Genomic DNA, 18,077 nt, shown 5'->3' with positions numbered 1-18,077 from the left:
CGATAGGCCTCATAGCCCAAATGGCGGCCTTTCACAATCGGCAAAAGCACAGCCTCACTCCCCTCCTGAAACAGGGGCGTGCAGGCCCAACCATTGGCCCTTGACCCGGGCCAGACGACGTTACTTCTTGGGAGAAGCCTTGGTCGGTGCCTTCAACGGCGCGGCCACCTTGGCCACTTCCGCAGCAACAGAGGACGGGGCTGCCGGTTTGGGCGCCGCTTTTGCAGCCGGAGCAGAGGCCGCAGGCTTGGCGGGCGCGGCTTTCTTGGCGGCAGGCTTTTTGGCAGCAGGCTTTTTGGCGGCGGGTTCGGCCTTCTTGGCGGCAGGCTTGGCGGCCGGCGCGGCCTTTTTGGCGGACTTGGCGCGCTTGGCAGCGGCTTCCTCGTCGGCGACCTGTTGCACGGCGCGGGCCCAGTGATCCGCTTCAAATCCGCTCAGTTGGCCTTCGGCTTCCCAGATTTCATAGGCGCGCTGACGGATTTTCTCTTCGAGGGGCTCAGTCATATTTTTTGTCCCTATATCAAGATTGGTTCGGGGAATAAGACGCAAATCTAATCAACCATTGAACAGTTTGCATCAGGAAATTTCACAATTTAAAAAAGATTCATCCTCCCGCCTTCCGTATTTCAAGCGTAGAAATTTAAAGATTGTAATATTACAACAAGTTAATAGGCGCGTGTGGAAACAGGGATTGATGCCGCCCTATTCACAATCTGCGGCAGGCAGCGGGGATTCGCCTGTGCGGATTCGGGCCGGGGCGGGGAATCGGCCCGCTAGGCTTTGCAAGGGACTCTGGATGAAAATGAACTTTCCATCAGAGGATGGAAACAATATGTCCATATATACAAAATTATTTCGATGAATATATGTAAGAAATGTTTGTTTGCCGGGGCTTGGTTAAAAAAAATGTCATGATTCTCCCCTGGCACGGCTGTTGCAGTCCTGATCGGTCAACAACTTTTCGACCGGCCTTCGGGCCACGGATGCAACAGGCGGGGGCGGACCATGTCTCATCAGGAAACCTTTTACGACGTCATGCGGCGCCAGGGCATTTCCCGGCGGAGTTTTCTCAAATTCTGTTCATTGACGGCGGCGTCGTTGGGGCTCGGCCCGGCCTTCGCGGGCAAGATCGCCCATGCCATGGAGACCAAGCCGCGCATTCCGGTGCTCTGGCTGCATGGGCTTGAATGCACCTGCTGCTCCGAAAGCTTCATCCGCTCGGCCCATCCGTTGGTCAAGGACGTGGTGCTGTCGATGATCTCGCTGGATTACGACGATACCATCATGGCCGCCGCCGGACATCAGGCCGAAGCGATCCTCGAAGAGGTCAAGGAACAGTACAAGGGCCAATACATCCTGGCCGTCGAGGGCAATCCGCCGCTCAAGGACGATGGGATCTATTGCATTCCCGGCGGCGTGCCGTTCGTCGATAAGCTCAAGTATATGGCCGAGGATGCCGCGGCCATCATCTCCTGGGGCTCCTGCGCCTCCTGGGGCTGCGTGCAGGCGGCCAAGCCCAATCCGACCCAGGCCACCCCGGTTCACGAGGTGATCAAGAACAAGCCAATCATCAAGGTTCCCGGCTGTCCGCCCATCGCCGAGGTGATGACCGCCGTGGTGACCTATATCCTGACCTTCGAGCGGATGCCTGAACTGGACCGCCAGGGCCGCCCGAAGATGTTCTATTCCCAGCGCATTCATGACAAATGCTATCGCCGCCCGCATTTCGACGCCGGACAGTTCGTCGAGCAATGGGACGACGACGCGGCGCGCAAGGGCTACTGCCTGTACAAGATGGGCTGCAAGGGGCCGACCACCTACAACGCCTGTTCGACCACCCGCTGGAACGAGGGGGTGTCGTTCCCCATCCAGTCCGGTCACGGCTGTATCGGTTGCTCCGAGGACGATTTCTGGGACAAGGGGCCGTTCTATTCCCGGCTGACCAACATCCACCAGTTCGGCATCGAGGAAAATGCCGACACGGTCGGTGGCACGGTGGCCGGTGTGGCCGGTGCGGCGGTGGCGGCCCATGCGGCGGCCAGCATCATCAAGCGCGTGTCGGAGAAATCCGACAAGAGCGATAGCTGACCCCAAAATTCAGAAGGAACAGACCCATGGCTCATACTACGCCAAACGGCTTCAATCTCGATAACAGCGGTCGCCGCGTCGTTGTCGATCCGGTGACCCGCATCGAAGGGCACCTGCGTGTCGAAGTAAATGTGGACGCCGACAACGTCATCCGCAACGCCGTGTCCACCGGCACCATGTGGCGCGGCATCGAACTGATTCTGAAAGGCCGCGACCCGCGCGATGCCTGGGCCTTCACCCAGCGCATTTGCGGCGTCTGCACCGGCACCCATGCCCTGACCAGCGTGCGGGCGGTGGAAAACGCTTTGGGTATTCAGATCCCGGAGAATGCCAACTCGATCCGCAACATCATGCAGCTCACCTTGCAGGTGCATGACCATCTGGTGCATTTCTATCACCTCCATGCCCTGGATTGGGTGGATGTGGTGTCGGCCCTGTCGGCGGACCCCCGGGCCACCTCGACCCTGGCCCAGTCCATTTCCAACTGGCCGCTGAGTTCGCCGGGCTATTTCAAGGACATCCAGACACGGCTCAAGAAATTCGTCGAATCCGGGCAACTGGGGCCGTTCAAGAACGCCTATTGGGGCCATGCGGCCTACAAGCTGCCCGCCGAAGCCAACCTGATGGCGGTGGCCCATTACCTGGAGGCGCTGGATTTCCAAAAGGAAATCGTCAAGATCCATACCATCTTCGGCGGCAAGAACCCGCACCCCAACTGGCTGGTCGGCGGCGTGCCCTGCGCCATCAACCTGGACGGCGTCGGCGCGGTGGGGGCGATCAACATGGAACGGTTGAACATGGTCACCTCGATCATCGACCGTTGCATCGAATTCACCGAACAGGTCTATATCCCCGACCTGCTGGCCATCGCCTCGTTCTATAAGGACTGGCTGCATGGCGGCGGGCTGTCGAGCAAGAGCCTGTTGAGCTATGGCGACATTCCGGAGAACGCCAACGATTATTCGGCTGCCAACCTGACCCTGCCGCGCGGAGCGATCATCAACGGGGATCTGTCCACCGTCCATGAGGTGGATCAGATGGACCCGGAGCAGATCCAGGAGTTTGTCACCCATTCCTGGTACGACTACCCGGACGAGACAAAGGGGCTGCATCCCTCGGTCGGCCATACGGAGCCGCATTTCCAACTGGGTCCGAAAACCGTGGGCGACCACAAGCATATCAAGTCCCTGGACGAGGAAGCCAAGTACTCCTGGATCAAGTCGCCGCGCTGGCGCGGTCATGCCATGGAAGTGGGGCCACTGGCCCGCTATGTCATTGGCTATGTACAGGGCAAGCCGGAATTCAAGGAACCGGTGGACGCGGTACTGGCCAAGCTCGACGTGCCCCTGACCGCCCTGTTCTCGACCCTTGGCCGCACGGCGGCACGCGGGCTCGAATGCCAATGGGCGGCGCACAAGCTGAAGCATTTCCAGGACAAACTGATCGCCACCTGCAAGGCCGGTGATACCGCCACCGCCAACACCGAGAAATGGGACCCCAAGAACTGGCCCGCCACCGCGCGCGGAGCCGGGTTCACCGAGGCGCCGCGCGGGGCGTTGGGGCACTGGGTGGAAATTACCGACGGCAAGATCAAGAACTACCAATGCGTGGTGCCGACCACCTGGAACGGTTCGCCGCGTGATCCGGCAGGCAACATCGGGGCCTTTGAAGCTTCCTTGATGGATACACCCCTGGCCGATCCGGAACAGCCGCTGGAAGTGTTGCGGACCATCCATAGCTTCGATCCCTGCCTGGCTTGCTCGACCCATGTGATGAGCCCGGACGGACAACAGATGGCCGACGTCAAAGTCCGCTAGGGGCAGAGGAGAAACACCATGAGCTTCACGGCTGAAGAATCCTCGTTAGAACTCAAACAGCGCGGCGAGCGCCATGCCTCGATTTATGTGTACGAGGCCCCGGTGCGGCTGTGGCATTGGGTCAATGTGCTGGCGATTCTGGTGCTGGGCGTCACCGGCTATTTTATCGGCAGTCCGCTACCCAGCGTGTCCGGCGAGGCCAGCGACTGGTTCTTGATGGGCTACATCCGCTTCGCCCATTTCGCAGCGGGTTACGTGCTGGCCATCGGGTTCCTGGTGCGCATCTATTGGGCCTTCGTCGGCAACCACCATGCCCGGCAGATGTTCATTCTGCCCATCTGGTCGGTCAAATGGTGGTCGGAAGTGCTGTTCGAATTCAAATGGTACATGTTCCTGGAGAAGATCCCCAAGAAGTACGTGGGTCATAATCCGCTGGCCCAATTGATGATGTTCGGCATGTTCCTGACCTGCACCGTGTTCATGATCCTGACCGGCTTTGCCATGTATGCCGAAGGGGCCGGAATGGACAGTTGGCAGCATGCCCTGTTCGGTTGGGTCATCGACCTCGCGGGCAATACCCAGAACCTGCATACATGGCACCATCTGGGCATGTGGGTGATGGTCACCTTTATCATCCTGCATGTCTATGCGGCGATCCGCGAGGACATCATGTCCCGGCAGACCATGATCAGCACCATCATCAGCGGCGTACGCAGCTACAAAGACGATAAGGACTGAGCCATGAGCATGGATACCTCGCGCATTCTGGTGCTGGGCATCGGCAACATCCTGTGGGCCGACGAAGGGTTCGGCGTGCGGGTGGTGGAGGAACTGCACCGCCGCTACGCCTTCCCGGAAAACGTCCAACTGATGGACGGCGGCACCCAGGGTCTCTATCTGGTGCAGCATGTGCAGGACTGCGACCAACTGCTGGTCATCGACGCGGTGGATTACGGACGCAGGCCGGGGGATATCGTCATTGCCCGGGGGGACGAAGTACCCAAATTCACCGGGGCCAAGAAGATGAGCCTGCACCAGACCGGCTTTCAGGAAGTCCTTAGTGCCGCCGATTTGATGGGCGACAGCCCCGAGGCACAGACCTTGATCGGTGTGCAGGCGGCGCTGTTGGACGATTGGTGCGGCAGTCTCAGCGATCCGGTGCGGGCCTGCATCGACCCGGTGATAGATTTTGTGCTGGCCGAGCTTCGGGACTGGGGCGTGCTGGCGATCCGGCGGGCCGAGCCGCTGCCGGAAGACGCCGGTCTGCTGCAATACGGGCTGGATCTCCAAGGCTACGAGGCCCGTCCGAGTGTGCCGGGAGAGGCCTGATGTGCATCGGCATTCCCCTGCGCATCGAGGCCATGGAAGGCAGTTGGGCGATCTGTCATCGGGATGGCGTGCCGCAACGGGTCGATCTGTCTTTGGTCGACGGGGCGGCTGTCGGCACGCTGGTGCTGGTCCACCTGGACCGGGCCGTGCAGATTCTGGGGGATCAGGAAGCCCAAGACATCAGCAATGCCCTCAGTGCTTTGGATCTGGTCCTGCGTGGTGAAAACGTCGATCACCTGTTCGCCGATCTGGTGGACCGGGAACCGCAACTGCCCGAACACCTGCGTCCGTCCTCGCCTTGCCCTTCGACAAGCTCAGGGTGAGGTGTGTTTTACGGAAACGGAAGCGATCCTCATCCTGAGCTTGTCGAAGGATGGGACCACAGAAAGGAATTGATTATGGCGACCAAGCCGCTTGACCGTCTGAAGTACCCGCTGGTCACGAGCACGACGGTGGACGAGTTTCTCGTCGGTGACGGGCTCCGCCTGCTGTTTTTTACCGGCGATCCGGAACGCCGCCCGGAGGCCCAGGATTTGGCAGTCATTCTGCCCGAACTGGTCGCAGAGTTGGGACTCGATTTGCCGGTGGCGATGATCGACCGGGCCGACGAGCCGGAACTGGCGGCCCGTTTCGGGGTGCTGGTCTATCCCAGTCTGGTGGCCTTGCGGGGGGCTGGGGTTCTGGGTGTGATCCCAAGGCTGAAAGATTGGGCGGTGTATCTTCATGAGTTGTCCGCCCTGTTCAATCCCGCCCGCGACGCCGCTTAACCCCGCCATCAGGAGACCGACCATGGAACGTTTCGATTGGCCCGAGGACGAGACCCCCACCACCTTTATCCCCGTGCTCGGCGAGACGGCGGGGGACGGTCTGCTTTCGGTCATGGACAAGGCGCGCAGCCGCACCCTGGATCTGTCGGCGGCGGAGGATCTGGCCCGCGATTGTCCGATGGCTCTGTCGCTGCTGCAAACCCTGGCCGATCAACTGGCCATCCAAACTGCGGACGAACCGCCGTTCAGTGTCGATCTGATGAACTATCCAGAAAAGGACCGGCTGCTGATTGATCAGGTGCTCGGTGAAGGCGAGGTCTCCGGGGTCATCCTGGGCGATGGCGCGGAGACCCGCATCCAGGAATCGGTGATGGCCGGTCTGTGGCGGGTGCGCCGGGTGGCCGCCGATGGCCGCCTGCTGGCCGACGGGGTGGAGATCGCCGCCGTGCCCGGTGCGGCTCGGGCGGCGGCAGACGGCTGCCTGAGGCCCCCGTTTGCCATTGGCGCGGCTCCCGAGGGGGCGATGAACGCCCTGCCGTTATTGCATGAAGTGCGCGAACGGGCACGGGCCTATCGGGCCGGTCAGCCCAATCATGTGATCAGCTTCACCCTGTTGCCGATGAGCGAGCCGGACATGGATTTCCTGCGCGCCACCCTGGGCACCGGCGGTCTGCGGCTGTTGTCGAAAGGCTATGGGACATGTCAGGTCCTGGCCACCGGCGTTCGTCATGTCTGGTCGGTACAGTTCCTCAATGTGATGGGAGATGTGGTGCTCGATACCCTGGAAGTGGGCGATGTGCCGGTGGCGGTGCTGGCGACGGGCGAAGACTTCGAGGATTCCGCCGAGCGCCTGCGCGAAATCCGGGACGCCTATCTGTGAGCGGTGCCTTTGAAAATTTCGGTGCGGACTTTTCCCATCTGCCCGATGGAGCCCGCATGGAATGCGGCGTCTGCTGGCGGGTCTATGACCCGGCGGTGGGGGATGATTATTGGCAGATCCCGCCGGGCACGCCCTTTTCCGCCTTGCCCGACCACTGGACCTGCCCCAACTGCGACACTCCGCGCGAACGCTTCGTGCGACTGGAAAATCCGCAGGAGGAGGCTCAACGGCAAAGGGTGACGGCCTTCTATGAGCGGGTGGCCCGGGAATCCATGGCCGATGTACCGATTTGCAATGACGCCCTGTCGGTGGAGGTGGTCGATATCCAGCCTTGGCGCGATGGCTGGCTGTTGGTGCTGTTGACGCCCTGGTGCCTCAATCTGCTCTACCTGCCGGAAGATCAGGACGGGGCCGACTGGCAGAATTTCCGCGATGGCGACAAGGCAAGCTACCTGTTTCCCGCCGGACGCTACAGCTTCGTCAAGCAGGATCTGGACGGTCTGGGCCGCAGTCAGACCTGTTCACTGGTGTCGCCCATGGGGCTGTTTGCCGATCAGGACGGTGCCAGACTGACCGCTCAGGCGATCCTCGCGGCGCTCAATGATCCGGCCAACGGGGAGACCGAGGATCAGGGTACGCCGCTGTTCGAGCAGACAAAGCCGCAGGAGGAATCCGCGCCCGCCCCGGTGGATCGCCGACAGTTCCTGCGCGGCAAGTTCCAGTCGGCGACGTCTGAATCTGCCTGACCTTTGTCGTTTCGATCTTTATGCTGAAGAACAACACCGACGTTCACGAGGCGAGGTCCATGACTGTCGATCCCTTCACCGTCGTTTGGCTGCAAGCCGGAAGCTGCGGCGGTTGCACCATGGCGGCGCTGGACGCCGAAGGGGTGGGGCTGGTCGAGGCGTTGCGACCCCACGGCGTGGAAGTTCTATGGCACCCGGCGCTCAGTGCGGCGTGCGGGGCCGAAACCCTCAATATTCTGAATGATATTCTGGACGGCAAGACCCGCCTGGATGTTCTGTGCGTCGAAGGCTCGGCGATGACCGGCCCCAATGGCAGCGGCGGCTTTCACATGTTCGCCGGGACCGGTCGTCCGATGGCCCATTGGATTGCCGATTTGGCGGAACAGGCGGGCCATGTGGTGGCGGTCGGCTCCTGTGCGGCCTATGGCGGCATTCCTGCCGGGATGCCCAATCCGACCGATGCCACCGGGCTGCAATGGGATGGGGTCGAGGCCGGGGGACTGCTCGGGGAAGGCTTCCGGTCGCGGGCCGGCGTGCCGGTGATCAATGTGGCGGGTTGCGCCCCCCATCCGGGCTGGATCGCCGAAACCCTGATGGCGCTGGCGGCGGGGGATCTGCGGTCTGAGGATCTGGATATGCACGCCCGACCGCGTTTTTTCGCCGATCATCTGGCCCATCATGGATGCAGTCGCAACGAATTTTACGAGTTCAAGGCCAGCGCCCAACACTTTTCCCAGCGTGGCTGTTTGATGGAGCATCTGGGCTGCAAGGCGACACAGGCCCCGGGCGACTGCAATCAGCGGGTCTGGAACGGCACTTCTGGAGCCTGCCCGGACGCCGGATTCACCTGCATCGCCTGCACCGTCCCGGGGTTCGAGGAGCCGGGGGCCTCGTTCCTGAAAACGCCGAAGGTCGCCGGTATTCCGGTCGGCCTGCCGCTGGACATGCCCAAGGCCTGGTTCATCGCCCTGGCGGCGCTGTCCAAGTCGGCCACCCCGGCCCGGGTCAGGACCAACGCCGAGGCCGACCATGTGCGCATTCCTCCGGCCCGCAAGGATCGCGACAAATGAGTAAGCGTCTGGTGGTCGGGCCGTTCAATCGGGTCGAGGGAGACCTGGAGGTCAAACTGGACATCGCCGACGGACAGGTGCGCGATGCCTGGGTCAGTGCCTCCCTGTATCGCGGTTTCGAACAGATCCTGCGCGGGCGGACGCCGGAGGAAGCCCTGGTCATCGCGCCGCGCATCTGCGGCATCTGCTCGGTCTCTCAGTCCCTGGCCGCCAGCGCCGCCCTGGCCCAGGCCATGGGGTTGACCCCGGCCCCCAACGGCCTGCTGGCCCAAAATCTGGTGCATGGGGCGGAGAATCTGGCCGACCACCTGACCCATTTCCATTTGTTCTTCATGCCCGATTTTGCCCATGAGTCTTACGCAAATAGACCCTGGTTCGAGGCGGTTCAGCGGGGATACCAGGCGACCCGGGGCGAGGCCAGTGCCCGCGCCCTGGCCGCCCGATCCCGCCTATTGCATGTGCTCGGCATTCTGGCCGGAAAATGGCCCCATAGCCTGGCCCTGCGCCCCGGCGGCACCACCTGCGCCATTGATATGGGCGATAAGATGCGGCTGATCTCGATTATCGGCGAGACCCGCCGCTTTATCGAGCGGTATATTTATCGGGACACTATAGAGAACATGCTGGCGCTGACCAACGAAGACGCGCTGCAAAACTGGATTCAGTCCGGGCCGCCGCAGGGGGCCGCCCTGCCGCTGTTTCTGCATTTGGCGAACGACCTGGAATTACAAAGCCTCGGACCCTCGGGTCCTACTTTCATGAGCTATGGGGCCTACGACGGGGCCTTCGCTGGGGGGCTGTGGCGGGACGGCGTGCGGTCTCCGGTGCCACTCGATTCCATTCTCGAAGACAACAGCCATGCCTGGCTGCGTGGGGATCCGGCCCCTCCTGCTCAGAGCACCACCCAACCCGACATGTCCAACCCTGCCGCCTATAGCTGGTGCCGGGCGCCGCGCCTGGACGGTGCCCCGGTGGAAGTGGGGGCGCTGGCCCGGCAACTGATCGACGGTCAGCCGTTGATCACCGACGTGGTGGCGCGGTCGGGCGGCAACGTGCGCAATCGGGTGCTGGCGCGGCTGTTGGAATGCGCGCGGATTGTGCGGTTGATGGAAGGCTGGGCCAAGGAACTGACCCCGCGCGACCCGTTCTGCACCGAGGATATCCCCTTGCAAGACGCCGAGGGGGTCGGACTGGTGGAGGCGGCGCGGGGCAGTCTCGGCCACTGGCTGCGGGTGCGCAACGGGCGCATCGACGGCTATCAAATCATCGCCCCGACCACCTGGAATTTTTCGCCGCGCGACACCCGAAGCCTGCGCGGACCGCTGGAACAGGCGCTGATCGGCACCCCGGTGCGCGACGGTGAGACCGCCCCCCTTGCCGTGCAGCATGTGGTGCGCTCTTTCGATCCCTGCATGGTCTGCACGGTGCATTGAGTCTGTTAACATGGTTTCCATTCTGGAAAGAATGTTTGCATGTGGCGCGGCGGTCTTTTCCCCCGCTGGCTCCGGAAACCCTTGATATCCGCCACCCGGGAGGTGCAAAATGGAAACCGATCTTCCGTGGCATGTTCGTTGCTTTCCACCAACCGACGGACCACGGGGATAGGAGACGGGCGGATGTGTACCACATGCGGATGCGGCGGCGGCGGAGCGACGGTGGCGGGCCAGGCGCTGGATCATGCTCGTGAGCATAGTCATGACCATGAGCATACACATGGGCATTCTCACCACGACCACGATCACCACAGCCACGCGCCAGACACCGATTCAGCCCGCATCGTGCAGATCGAGCAGGATATCCTATCCAAGAATGACCATCATGCGGCCCATAACCGGGCTTTGTTCGCCCGGCGCGGCGTATTCGCGCTGAATCTGGTGTCGTCGCCGGGGTCGGGCAAGACCACCCTGCTCACCCGCACCCTGACAGATCTCAAGGGCACGGCCCCGATGGCGGTGATTGAGGGCGACCAGCAGACCGACAACGATGCCGACCGCATTCGCGCCACCGGCGTTCCCGCAGTGCAGGTCAATACCGGCAAGGGCTGCCACCTGGACGCCCATATGGTCGGCCATGCGGTGGAGGGGCTGGGGCTGGCCCATCACTCGCTGCTATTTATCGAAAACGTCGGCAATCTGGTCTGTCCGGCGGCGTTCGATCTGGGCGAGGCGCACAAGGTGGTGGTGCTGTCGGTGACCGAGGGCGAAGACAAGCCGCTCAAGTATCCCGACATGTTCCATGCCGCCGACCTGATGCTGCTCAACAAGGCCGACCTGTTGCCCTATCTGAGCTTCGATGTGGACCGTTGCATCGACTACGCCCGCCGGATCAAACCGGATTTGCAGGTTCTTCAGGTCTCGGCGACCAGCGGCGCGGGCATGGCCGACTGGTACGCCTGGCTGCGCGCCGGTCTCGAAGCCACCCCTGCGGCCGCCGACGCCGCCCCATAGAGGATTTCCCATGTGCTTGGCCATCCCCGGCAGGATTACCGATTTGTTCGATGACGACATGGCCCGCGTCGAGGTGGGCGGCGTCGGCAAGGATGTTTCCCTGGCCCTGGTGGAGGGGGCCGAAGTGGGCGATTACGTCATCATCCATGTGGGCTATGCCCTATCCAAGCTCGACCCCGACGAAGCGGAAAAGACCCTCGCCCTGTTCGCCGAAGCGGGTGAGCTGATGGCGGCGGCCCCATGAAATACATCGAGGAATTTCGCGACGGTGCCCTGGCCCGCAAGCTCTCGGCGGTGATCCGGGCCGAGGTGCGGCCCGACCGGCGCTATCATTTCATGGAGTTTTGCGGCGGCCATACCCATGCCATCGCCCGCTACGGCATCGAGGATGTGTTGCCCCCGGAGGTGCGCATGATCCACGGGCCGGGCTGCCCGGTCTGCGTACTGCCCATGGGCCGCATCGACGCCGCCATCCATCTGGCCAAGTCCGAGAATGTCATTCTCTGCACCTATGCGGATATGATTCGTGTCCCCGGATCAAACGGCGTCAGTCTGCTTAGGGCCAAGGCCGACGGGGCGGACGTGCGGATGGTTTATTCGACCCTCGATGCCTTGAAGATCGCCCAGGAAAACCCGGCACGTGAGGTGGTGTTCTTTGCCATCGGCTTCGAGACCACCACGCCGCCCACCGCCTTGGCCATCAAGCAGGCGGAGACCCTGGGGCTGGAGAATTTCTCGGTGTTTTGCAATCACGTGCTGACCCCGGCGGCGATTCAGAACATTCTGGAAAGCCCCGATGTGCGCGAGATCGGCACGGTCCCGCTGGATGGCTTCATCGGCCCGGCCCATGTGAGCACGGTGATCGGGTCGGCACCCTATGAGTTTTTCGCCGAGGAATACCGCAAGCCGGTAGTCATTGCCGGGTTCGAGCCGTTGGACGTGTTGCAGGCGGTGCATATGCTGGTTCGGCAGGTCAACGACGGCCGCTTCGAGGTGGAAAACGAATATACCCGCGCCGTCACCCGGGAGGGCAATGCCAAGGCCAAGGCCCTGGTGGCGGAAATTTTCGAATTACGCAAAAGCTTCGAATGGCGGGGCTTGGGGGTCGTGCCCTACAGCGCCCTCCGCCTCAAGACGGCTTATGCCAAATGGGACGCCGAGCAGCGTTTCACCGTGCCCGACCAATCGGCTCCCGACCATAAAGCCTGCGAATGCGGGGCCATCCTGCGCGGTGTCAAGCATCCCGCCGACTGCAAGCTGTTCGGCACCGCCTGCACCCCCGAGACCCCCATGGGCTCCTGCATGGTGTCTTCCGAAGGGGCCTGCGCCGCCCATTGGACCTATGGACGATTCCGGGGGGCGGCGTGACCATGGACAAACCGCGCAAGAAATATCCCCGTAAGCTGGACCTCCGGGAGGGGCGGGTGGAGATGTCCCATGGGGCCGGGGGGCGGGCCATGGCGCAGCTCATTGACGAGTTGTTCGTCGAGGCCTTCGACAACGATCTGCTGCGTCAGGGCAACGATCAGGCGCGCTTCGAGGTGCCCGCCGGGCGCATGGTGATGTCCACCGATTCCTTTGTGGTGCAGCCGCTGTTCTTTCCCGGTGGCGATATCGGGGCGCTGGCGGTGCATGGGACGGTCAATGACGTGGCGCTATCCGGGGCCAAGCCCTTATACCTGTCGGCGGGTTTCATCCTCGAAGAAGGCTTGCCGCTGGCTGATCTGAAAAAAATCATCGACAGCATGGGCCGGGCGGCGCGGGAGGCCGGGGTCATGATCATCACCGGAGATACCAAGGTGGTGGAGAAGGGCAGCGGCGACGGGGTGTTCATCAACACGGCAGGCGTCGGCATTCTGCCCGAGGGGCTGACCCTCTCCGGGGATCAGGCAAAACCTGGGGACACGATACTGGTAAGCGGCACCATGGGCGACCATGGAGTGGCGGTCATGTCAAAGCGCGAAAACCTGACCTTCGAGACCGATATTCTGTCTGATTGCGCCTCGCTCAATGGCTTGATCGACCAGATGGTTGCGGCGGTGCCGGACGGCTTGCGTTGCCTGCGCGACCCGACCCGTGGCGGTTTGGCGGCAACCCTGAACGAAATCGCCGGACAGTCCGGGGTCGGCATGACCCTGCGCGAGGCGGCCATTCCGGTGCGTCCCGAGGTCAAGGGGGCCTGCGAATTGCTCGGACTGGACCCGGTTAACGTGGCTAACGAGGGCAAGTTGATTGCCATCTGCAAGCCGGACGTGGCGGAGACTTTGCTTGCCGCCCTGCGCGCCCATCCCTTGGGCGAGAATGCGGCGATCATCGGCGAGGTGGTGGCCGATCCCCATCACTTCGTGCGCATGGAAACCCTGTTCGGTGGTCAGCGGGTGGTCGATTGGCTGCACGGGGAACAATTGCCGAGGATCTGCTGATGCGGATTTTGCTGCTCACCCATGCCTTCAATTCCCTGGCCCAGCGGTTGTTCGTCGAGCTGCGGGGGTGGGGGCACGAGGTGGCGGTGGAGTTCGACATCAACGACGCGGTGACCCGCGAGGCGGTGGACCTGTTCAAGCCGGATTTATTGCTCGCCCCGTTCCTCAAGCGGGCCATTCCTGAAGACCTATGGACCCGCCTTCCGTGCTGGATCGTTCATCCGGGACCGGTGGGCGACCGGGGGCCGTCGTCCCTGGATTGGGCCATTCAAGAAGGGGCCGAGACCTGGGGAGTCACCCTTTTGGAAGCGGCGGCTGAACTGGACGCCGGGAATATTCGTGCCGGACAGACATTTCCCATGCGCCCCGCGCCGAAGGCCAGCCTCTACCGCAACGAGGTCACCGAGGGCGCGGTCGAGGCATTGCAGGAAGCGCTGGAAGCCTTTGACGAACCGGGGACGCCGCAGACCAAATCCGTCACCCGTCCGGCCATGACCCAGGCCGACCGGGCCATCGACTGGGGCAGGGATTCCACCCAAACCGTGCTGCGCAAGATTCATGCTGCCGACGGCTTTCCGGGGGTGCGGGACAAAAGCCTCGGTCGGGATCTGTCGCTTTTCGATGCCCATCCAGAAACGGAACTCAGCGGCGAACCGGGGGCGCTGATCGCCCGTTGCGGCCCCGCCGTCTGTCGGGCAACGGGGGATGGCGCGATCTGGATCGGGCGTTTACGCGATTGGGGCAGGGAAGCGGCGATCAAATTACCGGCGACGGAAGTGCTGGCTGATTTGGTGGCCGATCTGCCAGAAACAGCGGGACACTATAGGGAAATATGGAGCGACCGGGCGGGTGGTGTGTGTTACCTGCACTTTCCCGTGCACAATGGTGCCTTGAGCACCGAGCAGTGCCGACATCTCAAGTCCGCCTTCGAAGCGGCCTGTGCCGGGCCGGAAAGGCTGGTGGTGCTGATGGGCGGGCCGGATTTCTGGTGCAACGGCATCCATCTCAATACCATCGAGAACGCCGACCGACCGGCTGACGAATCCTGGTCCAATATCAATGCCATGGACGATCTGGCCGAAGCGATCATCCGGCGCACCGACAAGCTTGTCATCGCCGCCTTGCGCGGCAATGCCGGGGCGGGCGGGGTGTTCCTGGCCCTGGCTGCCGACCGGGTCTGGGCGCGGCGCGGGGTGATCCTTAATCCCCATTACAAGGGCATGGGCAATCTCTATGGGTCGGAGTTCTGGACCTATCTGCTCCCCCGACGCACCAGCCCCAAACAGGCGCAAATCCTCGCCCAGGCACGGCTGCCCATGGGGACGGCCCAGGCGCTGTCTCTGGGGCTGCTGGACGACAGTTTCGATGATTTCGAGGCCCAATTGATCCAGCGGGCCGAGGCTCTGGCAGCTTCTCCTGAATTGGGTCATCTGCTGGCCGCCAAGGCCGCCCGCCGGTCCGCCGACGAATCGGAAAAGCCGCTGACTGCCTACCGGGACGAAGAACTGGCGCATATGAAACTGAATTTTTACGGCTTCGATCCCAGTTATCATGTGGCACGCTATAACTTTGTTAATCGTGTCCCCAAGTCTCGCACGCCGTTGACCATAGCGCCGCATCGTCGATCCATGGGAGGCGGCGTGGCATGAGCGGGCGACCGACCATCTTGGTGGTGGATGACGAAGTGCGCTCCTTAGAGACCCTTGCCCGGGTCCTGGGCGATGACTTCAATGTGCTGACGGCGGACAGCGCCGCCCGGGCCGAGCAATTGATGGAGCGCGAGCCGGTGCGGGCCATTCTTTGCGATCAGCGGATGCCGGAGACCACCGGCGTTGAATTCCTATGCGCCGTGCGCAAACGCTGGCCGGACCCGGTGCGGATGATTCTGTCCGGCTATACGGACGCCGAGGACATCATCGAGGGGGTCAACGACGCCGGGATCTATCGCTATATCACCAAGCCCTGGGACCCGCCGGACCTGTTGAACATTGTCCGTTCGGCGGTGCAACTGGCCGATTTGCAGCGGGACACGTTCAATGCCTCGGTGGAGATGAAACAGGCCGTCGAGCCGCTGCGCCGGGAGTTGGGCAAGCGCAAGCAGGCGCTCAAATCCTACTTTGGCTTCGACAACATCATCCGCCATGCGGACAGTCCCATGGACGACACCTGCCGTTTGGCGGCGCGGGCGGCGGGCTATGACGTGTCGGTGCTGATCACTGGAGAATCGGGCACCGGCAAGGAGTTGCTGGCGCGGGCCATCCATTACAATTCCGGTCGCGCCGACAAGCCGTTCGTGGTCGAGAACTGCGGCGCGCTGCCCGATGAATTGCTGGAAAGCGAATTGTTCGGCTGCAAAAAGGGGGCCTTCACCGGGGCCTATGAGGACCGTATCGGCCTGTTCGAACAGGCCGACGGCGGCACCATATTTCTCGACGAGATCGGCGAGACCTCGGCGGCGTTTCAGGTCAAGTTGCTGCGGGTGCTCCAGGAAGGGGAAATCCGCCCGCTCGGTGGCCTGCAAAAACGCCGCGTGGATGTGCGGGTGATCGCCGCCACCAATCGTCATCTGGAACAGGAGGTGCGGGAAAAGCGGTTCCGTGAGGATCTGTTCTATCGTCTGGCCGCCTTTCCGCTGCCCGTCCCGCCGTTGCGCGAGCGTCCAATGGATATTCCCCTGCTGTCCGAACGATTGCTGAAGGACATCACCGAGGCGTTCGGGCGGCAGGGCCTGCGTCTGGGCGAGGGGGTGGCGGCCCGCTTTCACGGGTATCCCTGGCCGGGCAATGTGCGCGAGATGCAAAACGAGATCCAGCGGCTGGTGGTGCTCTGTGATGGCCCGGAGATCGACGCCGCCTGCCTGTCGCGCAAACTCACCGGGCCTAATGTGTCTCCCTGTTCACCCTCCGGGAATGACAACGGATTCGGTCGCGGTCAGCTCAAGGATCAAGTTGAATCCCTGGAACGCCGCCTGCTCGCCGAGTCTTTGGCGCGTCACAGCGGCAATATCAGCCGGGTTGCCGAGGACGTCGGCCTGTCGCGGGTCGGCTTAAGGAACAAATTACAGCGTTACGGACTCGGGCGGGGGAACGGCGCATGAGCGGCCTGTCCCGCCCCCCATTGACCGGGGTCGCACCCGGTCTGTCGGACCTCCAGGAAAAAGCCTGGGTCGAGGTGGTCGGCAAGATGGAAGAAGTTTATTCGGACTTGATCCGCCACGAGGTGGAACTGGAGCGCAAGAACGACGAACTGGAAAAGGCGCAGTTGTTCATCCACAGCGTGTTGTCGTCCATGTCCGAGGTGCTGATTGTCTGCGACCGGATGCAGAAGGTCCGCGAGGTCAATGCCGCCTGTTTGCTGATCACCGGCGAGGCCGAGGAAAATCTGGTCGGTCGCCCGTTGCTTGATCTGGTGCATCCCACCGACAACCGCGCCCTGAGCCAGTTGCGCCGGATTGGCAGTCAGGATCACGGGGCCTATCAGGACGTGCGGCTCAAGACCCGCGACGGTGCGCCCTCGGAAACCATATCGTTCAATTGCTCTTCGCTGATCGATCAGGTGGGACGGGTCGCTGGCACGGTGTTGATCGGTCGTCCCATGGGGGAACTGCGTCGCGCCTACCGGCAACTCAACGAAACCCACGCCGAACTGAAGGCGGCGCAGTCGCAGCTCATCCAGTCGGAAAAAATGGCCAGCCTGGGGCGGCTGGTTGCCGGAGTGGCGCACGAACTGAACAACCCCATCAGTTTCATCAACGGCAATGTGCATGTGCTCGATGGCTACCGGCAACGGCTGGCCCGCTACCTGGAGGCGGTGCACGCGGGGGAGTCGATGGACGACCTCCAGTCCCTGCGCGACGACCTGCGCATTGATGCCCTGCTGGCCGATCTGGACCCGCTGCTGGCGGGCACCCTGGAAGGTGCGGGACGGGTCAGCGAGATCGTCAAGAGTCTGCGTCGGTTGTCGTTTTCCGGCAAGCAGGCCCCGGAACCTTTCGACCTGACCGAAACCGTGCAGACGGCGCTGCGCTGGGCCGCCAAGGGGCAGACAAGCCGCGTGCGCATTGAAACCGACCTGCCGGAAAACTTAGTCGCCGTCGGGCACGCGGGGCAGATTCATCAAGTTATTGTCAATTTGGTCAAGAATGCCATGGACGCGGTACGCGGATATCCCGAAGGGATTATCCAGGTCTCCGCCCAGGCCGAAGGCGACCGGGTCCGCATCGCCGTGTCGGACAATGGTCTCGGCATCCAGGAAGCGGATCTGGTGCGCATATTTGATCCCTTTTTCACCACCAAGCCGGTGGGCGAGGGCACCGGTCTGGGACTCTGGATCAGTTATGGCATCATCAAGGATCATGGGGGCGAGATCACCGCTGCCAACCGACCCGATGGCGGTGCCCTGTTTGCCTTTGATCTGCCGACATCCCATTGAACAGTTGAGAAAACGATTGGGGGCACATGTTTTACAGGATGGGGCAGATAGGGCTACCCTCAAGTGGACTTTGCGGGCA

General features: G+C 62.4%; 18 protein-coding genes. 17 read left to right on the top strand and 1 reads right to left on the bottom strand.

Annotation, left to right across the window (positions count from 1 at the left end; all coding sequences use genetic code 11):
• Positions 1–120: 120 nt before the first annotated feature.
• On the bottom strand, positions 121–504 hold the full coding sequence (locus ACYQ1P_RS01440; RefSeq protein ID WP_460018601.1) for a DUF2934 domain-containing protein: 384 nt from the start codon (positions 502–504) through the stop codon (positions 121–123).
• 501 nt (positions 505–1,005) lie between these two features.
• Between ACYQ1P_RS01440 and ACYQ1P_RS01435 the strand changes: the two genes are divergently transcribed.
• From ACYQ1P_RS01435 to ACYQ1P_RS01355, 17 genes are all read left to right on the top strand, one after another.
• Positions 1,006–2,088 (top strand): hydrogenase small subunit, encoded by a 1,083-nt coding sequence (locus tag ACYQ1P_RS01435; protein WP_460018600.1) that lies wholly within the window; start codon positions 1,006–1,008, stop codon positions 2,086–2,088.
• 26 nt (positions 2,089–2,114) lie between these two features.
• Positions 2,115–3,905 (top strand): nickel-dependent hydrogenase large subunit, encoded by a 1,791-nt coding sequence (locus ACYQ1P_RS01430; protein WP_460018599.1) that lies wholly within the window; start codon positions 2,115–2,117, stop codon positions 3,903–3,905.
• Between the two features lie 18 nt (positions 3,906–3,923).
• Positions 3,924–4,643, top strand: coding sequence for a Ni/Fe-hydrogenase, b-type cytochrome subunit (gene cybH / locus ACYQ1P_RS01425; RefSeq protein ID WP_460018598.1), 720 nt, complete (start codon positions 3,924–3,926; stop codon positions 4,641–4,643).
• A 3-nt stretch (positions 4,644–4,646) separates the two neighbouring features.
• A complete protein-coding gene (locus ACYQ1P_RS01420) occupies positions 4,647–5,234 on the top strand; it encodes a HyaD/HybD family hydrogenase maturation endopeptidase (RefSeq protein WP_460018597.1) in 588 nt (195 codons plus the stop codon).
• Entirely contained in the window at positions 5,234–5,557 is a 324-nt protein-coding gene (locus tag ACYQ1P_RS01415) for a HypC/HybG/HupF family hydrogenase formation chaperone (RefSeq protein WP_460018596.1), read from the top strand. Before ACYQ1P_RS01420 ends, ACYQ1P_RS01415 begins: the two co-directional genes overlap by 1 nt.
• A gap of 75 nt (positions 5,558–5,632) precedes the next feature.
• On the top strand, positions 5,633–6,001 hold the full coding sequence (locus ACYQ1P_RS01410) for a thioredoxin domain-containing protein (RefSeq protein ID WP_460018595.1): 369 nt from the start codon (positions 5,633–5,635) through the stop codon (positions 5,999–6,001).
• 22 nt (positions 6,002–6,023) lie between these two features.
• A complete protein-coding gene (locus ACYQ1P_RS01405; RefSeq protein ID WP_460018594.1) occupies positions 6,024–6,881 on the top strand; it encodes a hydrogenase expression/formation protein in 858 nt (285 codons plus the stop codon).
• Positions 6,878–7,627, top strand: coding sequence for a [NiFe]-hydrogenase assembly chaperone HybE (gene hybE, locus ACYQ1P_RS01400; protein ID WP_460018593.1), 750 nt, complete (start codon positions 6,878–6,880; stop codon positions 7,625–7,627). Before ACYQ1P_RS01405 ends, hybE begins: the two co-directional genes overlap by 4 nt.
• 59 nt (positions 7,628–7,686) lie before the next feature.
• Positions 7,687–8,697 carry an NADH-quinone oxidoreductase subunit B family protein gene (locus ACYQ1P_RS01395; protein WP_460018592.1) on the top strand — a complete coding sequence of 337 codons (1,011 nt, stop codon included), beginning with the start codon at positions 7,687–7,689 and terminating at the stop codon, positions 8,695–8,697.
• The gene (locus ACYQ1P_RS01390) at positions 8,694–10,130 is read left to right on the top strand and encodes a nickel-dependent hydrogenase large subunit (RefSeq protein WP_460018591.1); all 1,437 of its coding nucleotides are present in this window, start codon (positions 8,694–8,696) and stop codon (positions 10,128–10,130) included. Before ACYQ1P_RS01395 ends, ACYQ1P_RS01390 begins: the two co-directional genes overlap by 4 nt.
• A gap of 183 nt (positions 10,131–10,313) precedes the next feature.
• The gene (gene hypB / locus ACYQ1P_RS01385) at positions 10,314–11,144 is read left to right on the top strand and encodes a hydrogenase nickel incorporation protein HypB (protein ID WP_460018590.1); all 831 of its coding nucleotides are present in this window, start codon (positions 10,314–10,316) and stop codon (positions 11,142–11,144) included.
• Positions 11,145–11,154: 10 nt separating this feature from the next.
• Positions 11,155–11,388, top strand: coding sequence for a HypC/HybG/HupF family hydrogenase formation chaperone (locus tag ACYQ1P_RS01380; protein ID WP_460018589.1), 234 nt, complete (start codon positions 11,155–11,157; stop codon positions 11,386–11,388).
• Positions 11,385–12,512: a hydrogenase formation protein HypD gene (gene hypD / locus ACYQ1P_RS01375; RefSeq protein ID WP_460018588.1), complete on the top strand. Its 1,128-nt coding sequence runs from the start codon at positions 11,385–11,387 to the stop codon at positions 12,510–12,512. Before ACYQ1P_RS01380 ends, hypD begins: the two co-directional genes overlap by 4 nt.
• Before the next feature lie 2 nt (positions 12,513–12,514).
• Complete coding sequence (hypE, locus tag ACYQ1P_RS01370; protein ID WP_460020114.1) at positions 12,515–13,567, top strand: hydrogenase expression/formation protein HypE; 1,053 nt, start codon at positions 12,515–12,517, stop codon at positions 13,565–13,567.
• Positions 13,567–15,216 carry a hydrogenase maturation protein gene (locus ACYQ1P_RS01365; RefSeq protein ID WP_460018587.1) on the top strand — a complete coding sequence of 550 codons (1,650 nt, stop codon included), beginning with the start codon at positions 13,567–13,569 and terminating at the stop codon, positions 15,214–15,216. The genes hypE and ACYQ1P_RS01365 overlap by 1 nt, the downstream gene beginning before the upstream one ends.
• Positions 15,213–16,664: a sigma-54-dependent transcriptional regulator gene (locus ACYQ1P_RS01360; RefSeq protein WP_460018586.1), complete on the top strand. Its 1,452-nt coding sequence runs from the start codon at positions 15,213–15,215 to the stop codon at positions 16,662–16,664. The genes ACYQ1P_RS01365 and ACYQ1P_RS01360 overlap by 4 nt, the downstream gene beginning before the upstream one ends.
• A complete protein-coding gene (locus ACYQ1P_RS01355; RefSeq protein WP_460018585.1) occupies positions 16,661–17,998 on the top strand; it encodes a sensor histidine kinase in 1,338 nt (445 codons plus the stop codon). The genes ACYQ1P_RS01360 and ACYQ1P_RS01355 overlap by 4 nt, the downstream gene beginning before the upstream one ends.
• The last annotated feature ends 79 nt before the right edge of the window (positions 17,999–18,077 follow it).

The organism is Magnetospira thiophila, assembly GCF_054657015.1.
Note: the sequence above shows the minus strand (reverse complement) of the source record. Positions and strands in the feature narration are given on the sequence as shown.